The organism is Tautonia sp. JC769 (genome assembly GCF_040717455.1).
Lineage (GTDB): Bacteria > Planctomycetota > Planctomycetia > Isosphaerales > Isosphaeraceae > Tautonia.
Map to the genome: position 1 here is coordinate 25,964 of NZ_JBFEFH010000030.1, position 16,816 is coordinate 42,779.

Sequence of the window (16,816 nt, forward strand, 5' to 3'; positions counted from 1 at the left end):
ACCGGGCCCCCTCTTCCCAACGATCCGGCAGCATCGGACCGAGAGATCCCCCCGCGATGGGGGAACGGTCACCGCTCCCGGTACGGTGCGCCCGAGTATCCCCGAAGCAGACCGAGGACCAAAACCCATGAACGATCGACGCGGTTTCACGCTCATTGAATTACTGGTGGTGATCGCCATCATCGGCGTCCTGATCGCGCTGCTCCTGCCCGCGGTGCAATCGGCCAGAGAGGCGGCCAGGCGTGCCCAGTGCTCAAACAACCTGAAGCAAATCGGCCTGGCCCTGCACAACTACCACGACGCCTGGGGCCGATTCCCGATGGGATCGGTCCAGGTCCAGACCCCCAGTGGGGCCTATCGCCGGCCCTTCCTCGCGTCCTTGCTGCCGTTCCTGGAGCAGCGCAACCTCTTCGAGAGCTACAACTACGACCTGAGCTTCCAGGTCTCCGCCAACGAGACGACCCGGGCCTCGATCGTCTCGGTCTTCAGCTGCCCGACCGACGAACAGCAGCGGTTCGTCAACAACGGCGGCAACGTCACCGACGTGAAGGGCAACTACGGCGTCAACTGGGGCCAGAACACCTACGGCGACCAGATCCTGCCGTCCCCCTTCGGCCTGAACTACGGGGCGACCTTCGCCGAGATCCGCGACGGCACGACGAACACCCTCCTGATGGCCGAGCTGATCCAGGCCCCCCACCCGCTCGGCCAGCCGGTCGACGTCATCGACCGTCGCGGCCGGATCTGGAGCGATCAGCCCTCGTCGCACCAGATTTCGAGCCGGATCGGCCCCAATAGCCGCGCCGCCGACTACGGCGCCTGCTGGGACCGCCCTGACCTGAGGTCCCCCTGCATCCGCAACACCGGCCAGGGCCCCCAGCATTACATCGGCTCGCGCAGCTTCCACCCCGGCGGCGTGCACACCCTCCTCGGCGACGGCTCCGTGCGATTCGTCAAGGACTCGATCGATCTGATCGTCTGGCGGGCCCTGAGCAGCCGGGCCGGCGGCGAGGTCATCAGCGGAGACCAGTTCTGATGCGAGGCGATCACCCGATCCGGACCACCCTTGCCCCCCTCTCGCCGCCCGTCGCCCTGGCCGCGCTCCTCCTGAGCCTCCCGGGGTGCGGCCCGGCCCCCGACCAGGGCGGGGTCGCCGTGACGGGCCAGGTCCTGCTCGACGGCCAACCCCTCGACGAGGCCCACATCACCCTGATTCCCGAGTCGAGCGGGCCGGCGGTCACCGGTGTCGTCCAGGGCGGCGCATTCCGGATCCCCCCCTCCGAGGGCCCCGAACCCGGCCCCTATCGCGTCGAGATCGATGCCGTCCGCCCCACCGGGCGGATCATCGAACACCCCGACCTCCTCGGCCAGACGGCCGAGGAGACCGAGAACATCGTCCCCCCGCGATTCAATCGCGCCAGCACGCTCCGCGTCGAGGTGGGCGACGGCGGCGACAACCACTTCGAGTTCGCCGTGACCACCAGGTAACCAGGGTATTTTATGAAAAAACTCGCATTCAAGGGCATCCTCCCGCGTCTCTGGTTCGCGGCCGTCGCGCTCGCGGTGGCCGCCCCCTCGCGGGCCGACGACCCGCCGAGCCGGCCGAATGTCCTCTTCATTGCGGTCGACGACCTGAACGACTGGGCCGGGTTCCTCGGCGGACACCCCCAGGCCCGGACGCCCAACCTGGACCGCCTCGCGGCCCGGGGCGTCCACTTCACCCGGGCCTATTGCTCGGCCCCCGCGTGCAACCCGTCCCGGACCAGCCTGATGACGGGCCTGCAGCCTTCGACGACCGGCGTCTACCACAACAACCAGCCCTGGCGTCCGGTCCTACCCGACGCCGTGACCCTGCCCCAGCACTTCTCGGCCGCCGGCTACGACGTCGCCGGCGGCGGGAAGCTCTTCCACAACAGCTTCAACGACCGCGACTCGTGGCCCGAGTGGTTCGGCCTGAAGGGCTCCGATCACCCGAAGCCCGAGCAGACCCCCGTCAACGGGATCCCCGGCGCGGCCCATTTCGACTGGGGGCCGCTCGACGTGCCCGACGAGGCGATGGGCGACTCCAAGACCGTCTCCTGGGCGATCGACTGGCTCCAGGCCGACCGGGAAGCCCCCTTCTTCCTGGCCGTCGGCCTGATCCGGCCGCACCTCCCCTGGTACACCCCCCGCGCTTACTTCGACCACTACCCGGTCGACGAGATCATCCTCCCCGAGACCCTCGCGAACGACCTCGACGATCTCCCCCCCGCCGGGATCGCCATGGCCAGGCCCGACGGCGACCACCGCAAGGTCGTCGCGGCCGGCCAGTGGGAGAAGGCGGTCCAGGGATATCTCGCCAGCATCGAGTTCGCCGACGCCCAGATCGGCCGCCTGCTCGACGCCCTCGACGCAAGCGGCCATCGCGACGACACGATCATCGTCTTCTGGGGTGACCACGGCTGGCACCTCGGCCAGAAGCAGCACTGGCGGAAGTTCGCCCTCTGGGAGGAAGCGACCCGGGTCCCCCTGATCGTCGTCGCCCCCGGCCTGACCGAGGCGGACGGCCGGAGCGATCGGACCGTCTCGCTGCTCGACCTCTACCCGACCCTGATCGACCTCTGCAGGCTCCCGGGCCGGCCCGAGCTGGAGGGGGAAAGCCTCGCCCCGCTGCTCCGGGATCCCGGGGCCCCCCGGGATCGGCCCGCCCTGACCACGCACGGCCGCGGGAATCACGCCGTCCGATCCGAGCGATGGCGGTACATCCGCTACGCCGACGGCTCCGAGGAGCTCTACGACCACCAGGCCGACCCCCGCGAGTGGACGAACCTCGCCGCCGACCCCCGCTGGCAATCGGTCAAGGACGAGCTGTCCTCGCACCTGCCCTCGACCGATGCCCCGGACGCTCCCCCGGCCCGATGAATCAACGGATCGCGACGCTTGAGCCGGCCCGACCCCATCCGCCGGGCCGGCTCGGGCGTTTGCTCACGGGCCCGTCGCCGGATCCTCCTGCGGATCGGCCGGCCTCAGCCCGATGGTCACGCGGACCGTATCGGTCGACCCGGCGACCGGCCGGGCGGAATGCCGGCTCAGCTCCAGCGGAATCGTCACGGTCGCCTCCGGGGTGTCGGCATCGATCCCGAGCGACCCGACGTGGATCGGCCGGGTTTCCACGGCCTCCAGGCGATCGCCCACCCGCTTCGGCACGAGCAGGACCACCCGATCCGGTTCGGCCCGCAGCACGGCGAAGGCCCGGCCCTGCGGCGGCTCCCCTTCCAGACGCACCTGGACCGGGACCGTCACTTCGACCCGCTCGACCAGACCCAGACCCATCGACGACTCGGACAACGACCACTCCACCCCGGCCGGCACGTCAACCGTCAGATCACCACGTTCAAGGGTGTAGGTCCCCCCTTGCTCTGCCCCGGACAGGTCGACCGTCGCCGTGATCCCCTCGGACGGCAGGTTGTCAATCAGCGACTGCTTCCCCCACACCTGCAATTCGAACGTCTCGGGCGGGTCGACCAGCTCCAGCGACTCGGGCAACCCTCGGAACTGGACCGTCGCGGTCACGGTCCGCTGCGCGACCTGCTGGAGGTCGTAAAGCGCCCACACGACGGAAACCGCCAGGGTCGTCAGCAGGAACCCTCCCCAGGCGGAGGCGAGCCCCGCGAGCCGCCCCCCCCGGGCGTCAGCCCGCCCCACGCCGACCGGCCCCCCCACGAGCGACCGCTCCAGGTCTTCGGGAGTCGCGACCTGCTCGATCTCCCCCCCCTTCGCCAGCGAGACCTCGCCTCGCTCCTCCGAGACGATCAAGACGACTGCGTCGCACCGCTCGCTCAGGCCGACGGCGGCACGGTGACGCGTGCCGTACTGGGCGGGCAGCCCCGGGCTGGTCGACAGGGGCAAGAGCGTCCCGACCCGATCGATCCGGCCGTCCTGGACCAGCACGGCGCCGTCGTGAACCGGGCTCTCCTTCACAAACAGGCTCTCGACGAGCGGGGCACTGAACCGGGCATCGATCCGCTCTCCTTGCTGGGCCAGGCGGTCCAGGCGGTCTCTCCCCTGGAAGACCAGGAGGGCCCCCGTCCGGGACGCGGCCAGGCGGAAGGCCGCCTCGGCCACCGCGGTCGGGTCGATCGGCCCGACCAGCGGGCGCCGACCGGCCAGCAAGCGGAGCGGACCGGCATGAATCAGGACCTCTCGCAGCTCGTTGCGGAAGACCACGATCAACGCGATCGGTGCGAGCTGGATGGCCGATCCCAGGATCCACCCCGTCAGTTCCAGGCCGGTCCGCCTCGCCAGGTGCCAGAGCGCCCAGAGCGCCACCAGGCTCAGCAAGACCTGCAGGGCTCGGGTGCCCCGGGCGAACAGCAGCAGGCGGTGAGCGAGATAGCTGAGGGCCAGGATGTCGGCCAACTCTCGCCAGCTCGGATCGGGCATCGCAGGAATGGTGCAGGCCCCCTTGAATCGGTTCGGACGGTGGATCGGATCGGACGGTCGGCGTCGAACCCCTCGGGCGATCCGGGCGTAGGCCCCATGCCGGCCGCGCTCGCATCGACCCGGATCGGGCAAAGTGCGATGGCGAGTCGAGTTGACTGGAGATCCTAACCGAGTCTCCGCGCAAGGTCACTCAGAAAGGGCCGGGTCCATGCGCAATCGTGCGCTCAATCGTCGGTCCGGGTTCGCGTGCCCTGCCGGGTTGCGTCTGACCTCGATCGTCGCGCGGGGCGGCCAGGCTGAGGGCGGCCCGGTACCGCGTATCGACGCCCCGCTGGGGGAACACGCCCCCGATCAGGATCATCGCGGTCAGGATGAGCACCGCGATGCGCTCCGAGGGCCGGATCCTCAGGTCGATCGTGCTGGAGTGGGGACGCCCCGTGAAGATCAGGAAATATGCGTACATCACCGCAAGCCCATTCAGCGCCGCGACGATCACGACCAGCGCCCCCGCGATCGGCAAGACCTGGATCACTCCCTCGACCAGGAGCTCCAGCCCCACGAACCCGGCGGTCCCCGGAAACCCGATGCTGGCCAACCCGGTGATCAGGAACAAGGCCGCCAGCCCCGGCACATGCGGGTAGAGGCCGTGGAAGTCGAGGAGCGAGATCCGCCCCGTCCTCGCCTCGACACACCGCAAGACCAGGCCGAACCCCGTCAGCGACAGCGCGACGGAGAGCCAAAGGCTCAGCGAACCGGTCAGCCCGATCGGCGTGGCCGTCTCCAGGCCCACCAGCACCAGCGACGAATGGCTCAGGAACACGTAGCTGAAGAATCGCCGCGCCTCGCGCTGGACCAGCGCCATCCCCGCGGCGTAAACCGCCGTGACGAGCGAGGCCATCGCCACGGCCGACAGCACCCAGGTCGGCGCGACCGGCAACACCAGTCGGACCAGGCCATAGGCCCCCACCATCGGAGAGACGTAGAGCAAGGCCGTCCCGAAGCTCACGTGCTCGAACAGGTCGGTCATCCAGCAATGCACCGGCGCGATGCCGCTCCGCAGCAAGACCGCCGCCGTCAGCAAGACCACCGCCACAACCGAGAGGCGACTGCCCCCGGGGGCACTCGACAGGATCGCCAACCCGAGCACGAGCAGGACGACGAACGCCCCCATGAACAGTACATAGACCCGGGTCGGCTTGCTCGCTTTGCGCAATTCCAGGTACGGCGGGACGGCCCCCGCCGCCAGCAAGAGCCCGACCAGCCACGGGCTCTTGCTCGAAAAAGTCGCCAGCAGGATCGCCTCGGAGACCAGCGATCGCGCAAACGAGAACTCACGGACCTTGGTCCTCAGGGTCGCCAGGTGGGTGAGCAGGAACAGCAACGCCCCCAGCGGCAACAGCGGCGCGCTCAACGCGTCGACCACGAGCAAGCCCCCGCCGAGCGGCCAGATCGACCACCCGTCGGGGTCGTGAGCCTCCCGAACCCGGAGCGATTCGAAGTCGTGCCAGGCGGCGACGGCGCAGGCCAGCGTCAGGCCGCACGCCACCAGGCTCCGGCGGCGGGCGGCCTCGGGCTGGCCCGTGAACCGCACCACCAAAGCCCCGAGCACCGGGATGGTCACGCAGAGTCCCAGCCACGGCTGGTGGAGGCCGAGCATCACAGCTCCTCAACATTCGGGGCAGAGGCCGGCACCCGGTCCGATTCCCGCGAGCCCGTCCCCGCCAGGAAATCCGTCCATCGCCGCTCCATGCCGTCGCACCACCGGAAGGCCCGGATGAACGGGGTCACGACGAACCGATCCAGCGCGGCATCGAACCGGCCGCGATCCAGCCCGAACCGATACAGGCGCAACGCCATCGGGGCCGACAACACGCCCTCGAACCAGGCGTTGTGCCGTTCGAGCCGCCGGCCCATCGCGTTCTCGATCTGGTGGTAGTCCCTCAGCAAGGACGGGGCGCGGAGCAATTGGAGCGTCCTCAAGCAAGCATGCCCAATCATGTGGATCAAGGGGATGTAGCGCAAGCCGAGCCCGATCTCCGCGACGATGATCCCCACCTGCGTCAGCGAGGCGAACGCCAGCACCCCCTTCACGTCCGATTGCACCCGCCCCACGATCGCCGCGACCACGGCCGTCGCCAATCCCAGCACCACCACGATCCCGCACAAGACCGCCGACCGTTCCAGGATCGGGCTGACACGCAGCAGGAGGAACGCCCCCAGGTGGACCGAGAGGGCCCCGTAGAAGACCGCGCTCGACGGGGTCGGGCCCTCCATCGCCCTCGGGACCCACCCCGAAAACGGGACCAGGCCCGACTTGCCCGCGGCCGCCAGCAGGAGCAGCAACCCCACCCCGAACGCCTGACCCGACGTCAGGCTCGCCCTGGCCTCCGGCCAGGGGCCGGTCCCGGTCATCGCCTCGAAGTCGCCACCCCCCGAGGCATGATGCAGCGCCACCGCGGCCAGCAGGAACGCCGCGTCGGAGGTGCGGTACACCGACCAGACCCGCTGCGCATTCATCACCGGCGCCGACCGCTCGTGGAAGAAGGCCACCAGCAAGGCCGACGACAACCCCACCAGCTCCCACCCCAGGAACAAGGCCTCGATCGTCCCCGCCAGCGAAGCGACCACCATCCCCATCAAGAACACGGCATAGCACAGGAAGAATCGCGCATAGCCCGGCTCCCGGTGCAAATAGCGGTTGGCGAACGCCCCCACCAGCCCGATCAGCACCAGCGAGAGGATCAGGAACGGCACCGAAAGCCGATCGAACACGAACTTCAGCCGAAAGTGGAAATGCTCCTCCGGGATCGCGATCAGCGACCCCAGGTCGAGGGAGAGCTCCCGATCCCCCGTCACCAGCATCAGAACCAGCACCCCAACGGCGGCGGTCAGCGCCGTCACGACGCTTGCCTCGGTCCACCGCGCGATCGCCCGCTCGCTCCACGGCCGGTCCACCAGCAAGGAAATCCCGAGGACCGCCAGCAGCAAGGCCGGCATGGCCAGCACCGCCGTCCCCATGAGTTCGAACGCCAGAGAATCGCTCATCGTCCACCTCGGGGGGCGATCGAGGCAAACCCCAGGGCCTCGCGCCGCCCTTGATACCAGTCGAGCGACGAGCCCGCCTCGGCCAGCTCGCCCGACTCCGGGGCATACGGGGCAAATCGGCCGTCGCGGTACACGTGGAGGCGTCGCCCGTTCGGGCTGATCGTCGCCATCTGGACCCATCCGTTCCGCACCAACCGGCCGATCGCCTCGACCCGATCCATGATCAACTCCAGCGCGTCCGGCGTCGCCTCGATCACGAAGAGAATCCGCATCGGCTCATGGATCTCGACCATCTGTTGCGACAACCCCGGGCGGAGGTCGCTCTGGGCCCCCTCCATCACCCCCAGCATCGAGGTGATGTTGTGCGGCAGCTTTGATCCGCAGCCGTACCCGGCGGGATCGACCCTCGAGAAGTAATACTCCAGGTTGATCCCCGAGCACACCGGGATCACCGCCTGCAAGATCCGGCGGAGGATCGTCTGCTCGTCATCGTCCCCGCCGGGATCATACGAGGCGAGGAACGCCCGACGATCGAGGAACAACCCCCGGCTCCACGCGCGACGCCCCACCAGGCACAGCGCGTTGGTCGCGTGGTTGTACTCCGGCCGGACCTGCGACAGGTCGTCCGCCCGCGTCTCGACGTGTTCCAGGGCCTCGGCCAGGGACAGGCCGAGGTCGGCCGACTCGAACCGCCGGCAGCGTTCATGGGCGTTCCGCCCGCGGGCCAGGTCGATCCGCTCCCGAAACCGCTCGAACGCCCGACGGTGGGCGGTCGGGATCCGGTCCAGGTCATAGAAGATCACGTCCTCGGTGCTCGTGTCGTGGAAGGCCCCCACGAACACCGTCCCCTCGGGGATGCTCATCCCCCGATCGTCGAGGATCGCCCGGACCCGGGCATCATTCGCCATCAAGGCAAATGAGCGCGCATTGGCCCCGCCGAGCCCTCCGCTGCAGGCCCCGCAGTTATAGGCCGACTCATGCGGGTTGTTCAGGCTGCTCGACCCATGCCCGATGACCACGACCAGCCCGGCAAACCCTCCGGTCAGCCCGATGTCCTGCAGGAGGCGAAGGACCATCTCGGCCATCTCGGCATCGGAGAACCCCAGGTGGTCCTCCTCGGGCCCGGGAGGGTCCGACAGGCGCCGGATGGTGAGTTCCGTAACAGGAGGAAACGCCACGAATCCGACCGTCTGCCGATTGATCCGGGCCGTCAGCCTCGGCAGGAGGATCCGCGTCAGCAATGGCACCGACGCCAGCGAGCCGAGCATCGCCGTGGCGATCCCGCCCAGCAGCCCTCGGCTGCCCTGGTGCCAGTGCCTCAGGGCCGTCCCCAGCAGCCTCCTCGTCTCCGCCCGCTGCCGGCTGCCGCCGGTCAGCGAGTACGCCGCCTGTTCCCGGACGTAATGGCGAGGCTTCACCACCACCGGGCAGAGCGGGCGATAGTGGGCGTCGCCCACCCCCCGGTAATACATCGCCACGCCGAAAAACCCGGCCGCGCCGAACGTCTCGACCTCCGGGCCCTGCTCCTCCAGGTGCCTCCGAAACGACTCCTCGCGATCGTCAATACATGTGATCACCTGGACTTCCGGTCGTCGACGATCGACCTCTCCCCCGGCCCGGACCCGATCGGCGTGCGACGCCAGGGCGTCGAGGGCCTGGTGCCGATAACGACGCTCGAACGCCCGATGATAGACCCGGCGGCGCGCCAGGCTCCCGAACCCCTCGATCTCCCCGACCAACCGGGACCACTCGACCCCGGACAACCGATCCAGATCCGACGGGCTCCAGCCCCGGACCTGGGCCAGTTGGAACACCAGCGAGGTCCGCTGGTCCACGCTCACTCGGGGGGCCTGCGGGATGCGATGGTGCAGCTCATGCCGCATCGTCTCCAGCCTCGGCGGTCGGCCCAGCGCCTCCCGGGCCTCGTGGCCCAACGCCAGTCGTTCCAGCAGCAGGCGGACCGCCAGGGCCTCTCGGAGCGTCCCCGGGGGCGCCGGATGGACCGCCCATTCCGCATTCGTCTCCAACTGCCGGATCATCCCGAACCACCCGGGAAGCGCCAGCAGCGTGGCGGAAAGAAACGCCTCGCGTTCCGGATCCGCCACCCCCAGCTCCGCCAGCGACGATTCCAGCGAGCCGATCGCCGATTGCCCCGACCGGTCGATCTCCCGGAGCAACCCGGGGAGCCCTCGCAACCAGGGCTCAACCGGCCGGGCATCCTTGTACAGCCCCACGAACCCCCGGAACAGGCCGAGCGACCGGCCGGGCATCATCCAGGCCGCCAACCCTTGATCAAGAAACGCCGACAAGAACGTGATGAGCTGCCCATGGACCAACCGATCGGTGTCCCTCCCCGTCGCCAACAGCAGGAAGTCCCGGTGGCGGACCGGGGCGGCCGAGCTGACCGACGACCCCGGCGGCGGATCGCCGAGCCGCTTCACCCCATGCACCCCGGCGTGACACACCCGCCAGAGGAGCCGCAGCGTGAAGGCCTCCCACACCCGATCATCCCACCGGCCGACCCGACTCCCCCGGACCTGCCCCAGCAACCGGGTCAGGGCCTCGCCCCCCTCCCCCCCCGATCGCCCCTCCCGAGACGCCCGCAAGGCCCAATCCCGCGTCTGATCGATCATCCTGCGCCGCACGTCGGGCGGGGTCTCCGATCGGAACCGCTTCAGCGCGTCGCTCCCGGTGACCAGCCAGCGGATCTCGGCGTCGGTCCCGGTGCGCAAGGGATGTTCGAGCATCGCCAGCCGGAGGTGATACCGCGTGCCCATGAATCCGATCAGCAGATCCGCATCCTCGCCCAGGTCCTCCATGAGCACCTCGGCGAGATCGCGGCGGCCGATCCGGCCGCGATCGACCTCGGCCCGATAGTGGTCTTCCGGCAGGTACGGATGGCACCCGTACAGGGCCGAGGCCGCGCCCAACGCCTCGTCGAACGGCAACCCCTCGAACGCATGCAGCGGATTGTGATGCACGAAGACCGTGATCGGCCCTTGCGACGGCAGCACGTGCGCCGCGTGCTCGACCTGATCCTCCAGCCGATCGGTCGGCGTTCCCTCGTCGCCGGGCCGCCGCCGATCGGCCCGCAGCGTCCTTCCGTCTTGCATGAGAGTCGGGCCAAGGGCGTCGATGAAGTCTCGCGTCGAACCAGCCGATCGAATCGAGCAACCGTCACGACCCGGCGCCGACGAGCCGATCCTCGGCCGCCCTGACCAGATCGAGGATGCGTTGCCGAGGCGCCTGGCCCCGCAGGCCCTCCCGGACCTCGGCATCGCGCAGCACGAACGACAGCTTCGCCAGCAAATGCAGGTGGGCCCGCGTCGTCGGGCTGATGATCGCGAACAAGATGTTCACGGGCCCCCCGTCCAGGGCACCGTAGGCGATCGCTTGCTCCAGGAAGCACAGGGCGATGGTCGGCCGATCGATGTGCAGCACCACCGGATTCCTCACGTGAGGAATCGCGATCCCATCGCCGATGGCCGTCGGCGCCATCGCCTCCCGGGCCAGCAGGACCCGGAGCAGGAACTCGCGATCCACTTCCCCGGGCAGCCTTAACAGCTGGACCACCTCGCGCAGCGCCGACTCCGTGTCATGACCCGAGACGCGATAATGGACCCCCCCCGACTCCATCGCCTCGACCAGCGACGGCACCGGCTGGCCGGCCGCCTCCGGCTCGTTGAAGATCTCGTCCGAGACCTTCAACCGCCGCGACGTGGCCCACTCCAGCACCTCGGCCCGATTGAACCGGTACTGGTCCTGCACCCGATACGCCGGGATCGACTGCTGCTTGATCCAGCGATAGATCGTCTTCTCGGACACGCTCAGAATGCGGGCCGTGTCCTTGACCGAAAGGTTCACCGTCGCGCCCCCACCCGGATCCCGTTCTCACCGCCTCGACCCGGGTTCAGGACTCTCCTCGGGTACCCGGCCAGGCCCGCCGCGCCCGCCGACTAGCCCTGCGCCGCGGACGATCCCTCGGCGACGGCCCGCTCCTCGGCCCCCTTCAGGATCGAGACGATCAGCGCGTTCAACGAGCACTTCTCCTCCCGGGCTCGGCTGGAAAGCTGCTCGTGCAGGTCTGGTGGCATGCGAATCTGAAAATGAACAACCGTTTCGGGCATCGGAATCCTCGGATCAGGGCCGGATCGCGGGCCGGGAACACGAAGCGTCGAACAGAGACATCGAGTGACATCTGAGGACATTCTCCGGCATGATCCCCGATTGTCAACCGAGCAGTGCCCCGATCGATCGATTTCGCCTCGCGACGACCGCCGGTCACGCCACCCCCGGGTCGTTCACGAGTTCCAGCTCCCGTTCCTCCTCCCTCGCCTTGCTCCGCCCCGCCTCGACGTCGACGAGGAGCAAGAGCCCTCCTCCCACCACGAAGAAGACGATCACCGACAGGATGGCCGACCGGCTCGACCCGGTCAGCGCGATGACGGCCGCGAAGCAGGCGGGTCCCAGGATGCCCGCGAACTTCTCGGCAATCGCGAAGAAGCCGAAGAACTCCCCCGATCGCGGCTTCGGGATCAGGCTGGCGAACAGCGACCGGCTCAAGGCCTGCGTCCCCCCCTGCACCATCCCGATGAGGATCGCCAGCAGGAAGAAATGCGACGCACTCGTCATCACATACCCAAGGATGCTGATCCCCGTATACACCACCAGGCCCAGCACGATCGACCGCTTCGCCCCGATCCGGCCGGCCAGCATCCCGAACAGGAACGTGAACGGGATCCCGACAAACTGCACCAGCAGGATCGCCGGGAGCATCTCCCCCTGACCCAGCCCGATCTCCGCCCCGAAGATCGCCGCCATCTTGATGATGGTCCCGATCCCGTCGTTGTAGAGCAGGAACCCCATCAGCATCACGAACGCCTCCCGGTACCCCCGCAGCTCCCGCAGGGTCCTTGCCACGCCCCGGAAGGCGACCCGCACCGGATTCCCCCGATCCCGCTCTCCCGCCTCGGGCACCGCCTCCGGCTCGCCCACCCTCAGGAACAGCGGGATCGAGAAGACCACCCACCAGACCGCCACCGACACGAACGCCAGGCGAGCCGGCAGGGTGGCCATCGCCTCCGAGACCCCCTCCCCCGACGGGATCCCCAGCAACCCCGGCCACTGGATCAGGGCCAGGTTGGCCGCCAGCAAGGTCCCCCCGCCCACGTATCCCAGCGCATACGCCGCCGCCGACACCCGGTCCATCTCCTCCGGCCTCGCCACGTGCGGCAAGAGCGCGTCGTAGAAGACGAAGCTCAGCCCCGCCCCCACCTCGGCCAGGATCAACAGCACGCAGGCCAGCAGCCAATCCCCTTGCCCGATGAAGAACATCCCCGCCACCGCCGACACCCCGACGGCCATCGACGCGCCCAGCAAGCGCTTCTTGATCCCGAGCCGGTCGGCGATCACCCCCAGGATCGGCGCCATCACCGCCACCAGCGCCAGGCCGATCGTGCTGGCGATCGCGAACCGCTGCGTGGCCACCGCCGGCGGCAGGTCGGCCCCCGCCACCCTCAGGAAGTAGATCGGGAAGACCGACGCCACGATGACCGTCACCATCGCCGAGTTGGCCCAGTCGTACAGCGCCCACGCCACCAGCTCCGGCCGCTGCAACCCCAGCCGCTCCCGGAGCCCCCCGTTGGTCGCCGCGCCTCGCCCCGCCTCGGAAGGAATCGTCATCCCGCCCACCCCGATCGTTCGACCCACCCACCCCGGCCCCGGCCTTCGACACACGCCGAAGCCTATCACCGACCCGGGCGACGAAGATACGCCGCAGGGCTCGCGATGGCCTCGTCCCGGCTCCGCCTACCAGCTCTCACAGATCACCACTGGGCAATGCTCGTTTCAAGGTGCCAATGTGAACTGATTTCGATCTTGGGGCGTGAGTCGCAAAAGAACCGAAGCCCGGTCCAAGCCACTCCGATCCCGTGCCGGGTGCAATTCCCACGTCTGCGTGGACAAGCCTGCGGGCCCCGGCCGCTCCTCCATGGCCACGAGACGTCGCGATGCCACCCCGCCAGGTTCCAGCTCGGGTAGACGCTAACTGGCACGACCGTCGCGGCGGGCCGTACCCGCTGGAAGCCGAGGTCAGCCGGGGTCAGTCCATAAACCAATCGAGGACACCGACCGGATCGGAGACGAGCAAGGCGAAGCAGAGCATTAGGGACGCCGGGAACATGGCAAAGGCCAGGAGCAGGCGCCCTCCGTAGTCACGGCACCGCCCAACAAGCGGGCGGGATGCGACGACCTGTAGTGCGAGGACCGCTGGCGGACCAGCGTACTTGAGCCATTCGCACGGGAGGTCGGGCGGCAAGTCCTTCGGGTCGGGGTGGCCGTAGTAGGGCCAGTGGCCGAGGTAAAACGCGGCCCGGACCGCGAAGAAATAGAGGCTCGATAACAAGGCGAACGGTAGGGCCGATACCACGAGTAGGAGCAACGTTGCCAGCTCGGCGAGGGAGGGTCTGCACCTCTGCAGGGACCGAGGCCCGAAGTCGTCGGTCGGGAAGCACTGCGGCGCTTCGTATGGGTTGGAACCGACCAACGCCTCGTCCTCCATCCGCGGGGTGGCCCGGACAACTTTGTTGTCCGGGCGGCGAAGCCGCAAGAGGCGATCGAGCGAGCCTCGATTGAGCCGGGTCGGCCGGGCGGTCACCGGCCCCTCTTGTCGCTGCGCGACCCGGACAACACGTTGTCCGGGCCACCCACCCGCGACGATTCCCTGAGCCCTGGAGGGGCATCGGGATCGTAGGGGTCTGCGTGCCTAAGCTCCTCCGGCGGTTTGACCTGCATCGGCTTACCGATGGGCCCCCAGGACTCCTCTCGCAGCCGGGGCCGAGTCCACCACCAAATGATGAACCCGGCGACCGCGACGGCAACCATCAGCGATCGGAGACGAAGGCGTCCTGGCAGCATGGTCTGACATCGTAGCCGGAGTGCACCGGAATATCTTGGGTGATTCGACCTGCCGGGCTGCCTGACACCATGGGAATACCCATTCTCGCACCGCCCGGCTCCTACAGCCTCACGCCGATTTCGATTCCATCGCGACTCACGCCCTGAAGCAACCAGAATCCGTCTGCAGACGCCGTCCCCGTCCTCAACCCCACCGCTCACCTCGCCGTTTCGCTCCCCTGAAACCCGGTTCAAGCCTGCCATCCTCACCGGGATTCGAGGGACATTGCCCCCTCCATCCCCCTGACAACGAGCCCATTCCCGGGTCAAACTGGTCCGGATGGGGCGATCCGGGGGATCTCGTCGATCAATCCGAGACCTCGCCACCCTGATACCGGGATTCGAGGGACTTTTCTCCTTCCCGATTCAAGGTCTTCCAACCCTCGGTTCCCGCCCTTACTCCTACCGGGAAATGAGGGATAACCCCTACCGGGATTCGAGGGACATTCCCTACCGGGATTCGGGGGACACTCACCGGGATCCGGGGGACATTTCTACCGGGATTCGAGGGACAACGCACCGGGATTCGGGGGACACTTTACCGGGATTCGAGGGACACAATACCGGGAAATGAGGGACATTTTGTTCCGCAAGTTCAAGCGAAGAAAAGATTTGCGCGCCCTATAACTACATAACCTTAATAACTCTGTTAGACTAACACCAACTGTCGGCGGTTGGTGGTGCTTCCTTGGATCTTGAGAATTTCGGGCGAGGATCCGTGAATGGCTCGGCTACCGCTCTTCCCCGACGACTCGCCCCGGATCCCCGACGTGCAGGCCGGGCGCGACGAGATGAACTTCGCCGAGTTCCCGCTCGTCCTCCTGACCGACCGCGTCCCGATCGGCCTCAAGGGGAAGCAGTCGATCCGCTACGAGTACCCGCACGGCGCTTTGACCGTCTCCGGCAGCGACGCCTACGGCCTGCCCACCGCCGCCGACGCCGACGTCCTGGTCGGCCTGATCCAGCTCACCCGCAAGAAGAACGACTTCCAGGACCCCAAGGTCCACTTCACCCGGTACGAGCTGCTCAAAGTCCTGCGCTGGCCCGACGAGGGGAAGTACTACCGCCGCCTCGACGAGTCGCTCAACCGCTGGTCCGGCGTCACCCTCTACTACGACAACACCTGGTGGGACAACCGGGCCAAGAAGCACCTGACGGCCAAGCTCCACGTCATCGAGACCGTCATGATCGACGACAAGGCCACCGGCCGGAGCCAGCCGCAGCCCTTCTCCTACTTCGTCTGGAACAAGACCTTCATCGAGAGCTGCCAGGCCGACAACCTCAAGCGGCTCGACCTCGACACCTACTTCGGCTTCCGCAGCGCCATCTCGAAACGCATGTACCGCTTCCTCGACAAGCGCTTCTACACCTCCCCCGAGTGGTCGTTCGAGCTCCGCGAGTTCGCCATCGACTACATCGGCATGAGCCGCAACTACGCCTCCAACGCCGGCAAGATCAAGGAGAAGCTCCAGCCCGCCCTCACCGAGCTCGAGGAGACCGGCTTCATCGCCCCCCTGCCCCGCGAGGAGCGCTACACCAAGCAGGGCCGCGACTGGATCATCCGCATCGCCCGGCCGCAGCCGACCTTCTCCCCGATCGAGCCGGAGCCCCCCCTGCCCGACCCGACCGACGACCCGAACCACCCCCTCTCCCGACCGCTCATCGACCAGGGGGTCACCCCCCGGGTCGCCGCCGACCTCGTCCGCACCGTGCCGGCCGACCGGATCGAGGCAAAGCTCGACCTCCTCCAGTGGCTCCAGGAGCACAAGCCCGGCCACGTCAAGGAGGCCGGCGCCTGGCTCGTCCGGGCCATCCGAGACGACTACGCCCCCCCGAAGGGCTACCGCCCGAAGGCCGCCCGAGACCTCGACGATCAGGCCGCCCGCCAGGAACAGGCGACGCTCGACGACGCCCGCCGCCATGCCGCCGACGCGAGGCGCCGCCGGCAGGCCGAGGCCGAGGCGATCGACGCCTACTGGTCCGGCCTCTCCCCCGACGCCCAGGCCGCCCTCGACGCCCAGGCCCTCAAGGCCATGCCCCCCGAGCCCGGCATCCTCCGCTCCCCCTTGAAGCGCAGCTACCTCAAGACCGTCCGCGAGGCCCACATCCGCGCCTTGCTCTTCGGCGATCCGGACACGACCGACTGAGCCTCCTCGTCCCGCTCCCCCTCGCCCTCAAGACGTCCCCCCTGCCCCTCCGCCTGGCCTCCGTCCTCGACCTTGCCCCGGATCGCTCCCCCACCCGTTGACGAGCGAGTGGTCCACACAGCCAATCATTGGTGTATGTGTGTCGAGATTGACGATCACATCCCGGCATCATTCGAATGACGTCTCACGTCCCGACCCCTTTCCGAGCGTCCACGATCCTTTGGGGAAGGTTCCCACGATCGATTGCG

At 68.3% G+C, this 16,816-nt stretch carries 12 protein-coding genes; 4 read left to right on the forward strand and 8 right to left on the reverse strand.

Features of this window, described 5'->3' with window-relative positions; translation table 11 throughout:
• Positions 1-127: 127 nt before the first annotated feature.
• The 3 genes from AB1L88_RS22775 to AB1L88_RS22785 are packed head-to-tail and all read left to right on the forward strand — an operon-like array spanning position 128 to position 2,901.
• Positions 128-1,036, forward strand: a complete 909-nt coding sequence (locus tag AB1L88_RS22775; protein WP_367098995.1) for a DUF1559 domain-containing protein — start codon at positions 128-130, stop codon at positions 1,034-1,036.
• Positions 1,036-1,488, forward strand: coding sequence for a hypothetical protein (locus AB1L88_RS22780; RefSeq protein ID WP_367098996.1), 453 nt, complete (start codon positions 1,036-1,038; stop codon positions 1,486-1,488). Before AB1L88_RS22775 ends, AB1L88_RS22780 begins: the two co-directional genes overlap by 1 nt.
• Positions 1,489-1,500: 12 nt before the next feature.
• The gene (locus AB1L88_RS22785; RefSeq protein ID WP_367098997.1) at positions 1,501-2,901 is read left to right on the forward strand and encodes a sulfatase; all 1,401 of its coding nucleotides are present in this window, start codon (positions 1,501-1,503) and stop codon (positions 2,899-2,901) included.
• A 63-nt stretch (positions 2,902-2,964) separates the two neighbouring features.
• Here the strand turns inward: AB1L88_RS22785 and AB1L88_RS22790 are convergent, their stop codons facing one another.
• The 8 genes from AB1L88_RS22790 to AB1L88_RS22825 form a co-directional block, all read right to left on the reverse strand.
• Positions 2,965-4,398 carry a diadenylate cyclase gene (locus AB1L88_RS22790; protein WP_367098998.1) on the reverse strand — a complete coding sequence of 478 codons (1,434 nt, stop codon included), beginning with the start codon at positions 4,396-4,398 and terminating at the stop codon, positions 2,965-2,967.
• Positions 4,399-4,612: 214 nt separating this feature from the next.
• The gene (locus AB1L88_RS22795) at positions 4,613-6,079 is read right to left on the reverse strand and encodes a proton-conducting transporter membrane subunit (protein WP_367098999.1); all 1,467 of its coding nucleotides are present in this window, start codon (positions 6,077-6,079) and stop codon (positions 4,613-4,615) included.
• The gene (locus AB1L88_RS22800; protein ID WP_367099000.1) at positions 6,079-7,467 is read right to left on the reverse strand and encodes a proton-conducting transporter membrane subunit; all 1,389 of its coding nucleotides are present in this window, start codon (positions 7,465-7,467) and stop codon (positions 6,079-6,081) included. Before AB1L88_RS22800 ends, AB1L88_RS22795 begins: the two co-directional genes overlap by 1 nt.
• Positions 7,464-10,580 carry a DUF2309 domain-containing protein gene (locus AB1L88_RS22805; RefSeq protein ID WP_367099001.1) on the reverse strand — a complete coding sequence of 1,039 codons (3,117 nt, stop codon included), beginning with the start codon at positions 10,578-10,580 and terminating at the stop codon, positions 7,464-7,466. Before AB1L88_RS22805 ends, AB1L88_RS22800 begins: the two co-directional genes overlap by 4 nt.
• Positions 10,581-10,644: 64 nt before the next feature.
• The gene (locus AB1L88_RS22810) at positions 10,645-11,331 is read right to left on the reverse strand and encodes a PTS sugar transporter subunit IIA (RefSeq protein WP_367099002.1); all 687 of its coding nucleotides are present in this window, start codon (positions 11,329-11,331) and stop codon (positions 10,645-10,647) included.
• A 92-nt stretch (positions 11,332-11,423) separates the two neighbouring features.
• Entirely contained in the window at positions 11,424-11,594 is a 171-nt protein-coding gene (locus AB1L88_RS22815; RefSeq protein ID WP_367099003.1) for a toxin-antitoxin system HicB family antitoxin, read from the reverse strand.
• Between the two features lie 154 nt (positions 11,595-11,748).
• On the reverse strand, positions 11,749-13,149 hold the full coding sequence (locus AB1L88_RS22820; RefSeq protein WP_367099004.1) for an MFS transporter: 1,401 nt from the start codon (positions 13,147-13,149) through the stop codon (positions 11,749-11,751).
• Positions 13,150-13,567: 418 nt separating this feature from the next.
• Positions 13,568-13,894 (reverse strand): hypothetical protein, encoded by a 327-nt coding sequence (locus tag AB1L88_RS22825; RefSeq protein WP_367099005.1) that lies wholly within the window; start codon positions 13,892-13,894, stop codon positions 13,568-13,570.
• A 1,249-nt stretch (positions 13,895-15,143) separates the two neighbouring features.
• Here AB1L88_RS22825 and AB1L88_RS22830 point away from each other — a divergent pair.
• Complete coding sequence (locus AB1L88_RS22830) at positions 15,144-16,568, forward strand: replication initiator protein A (protein WP_367099006.1); 1,425 nt, start codon at positions 15,144-15,146, stop codon at positions 16,566-16,568.
• Positions 16,569-16,816 lie beyond the last annotated feature (248 nt).